Raw genomic sequence first — 400 nt, forward strand, 5'->3', positions numbered from 1 at the left:
ACCGGGGTCGAACCGGCGATCTCCTGCGTGACAGGCAGGCATGTTAACCACTACACCACGGGACCATTGGTTGCGGGGACAGGATTTGAACCTGCGACCTTCGGGTTATGAGCCCGACGAGCTACCGGACTGCTCCACCCCGCGACGATATAAAAGCCTGGCAACGTCCTACTCTCACAGGGACAAGGTCCCAACTACCATCGGCGCTAGAGAGCTTAACTTCCGTGTTCGGTATGGGAACGGGTGTGACCTCTCTGCCATCATTACCAGACTTATGAAGGTATATTCCTTCAAAACTAGATAACATTTGCTTCATATTATATGGTTAAGTCCTCGATCTATTAGTATTCGTCAGCTCCACATGTCACCATGCTTCCACCTCGAACCTATCAACCTGATC

At 51.2% G+C, this 400-nt stretch carries 1 tRNA gene and 1 rRNA gene; both read right to left on the minus strand.

Going from position 1 to position 400, the window contains the following annotated elements:
- Nucleotides 1–67: 67 nt before the first annotated feature.
- Nucleotides 68–144, minus strand: a tRNA-Met gene (locus tag ORL93_RS31035).
- A gap of 11 nt (nt 145–155) precedes the next feature.
- Nucleotides 156–271 (minus strand): 5S ribosomal RNA (gene rrf, locus ORL93_RS31040).
- Nucleotides 272–400 lie beyond the last annotated feature (129 nt).

This window comes from Bacillus sp. DHT2 (genome assembly GCF_026241455.1).
GTDB classification, from domain to species: domain Bacteria; phylum Bacillota; class Bacilli; order Bacillales; family Bacillaceae_G; genus Bacillus_A; species Bacillus_A pseudomycoides.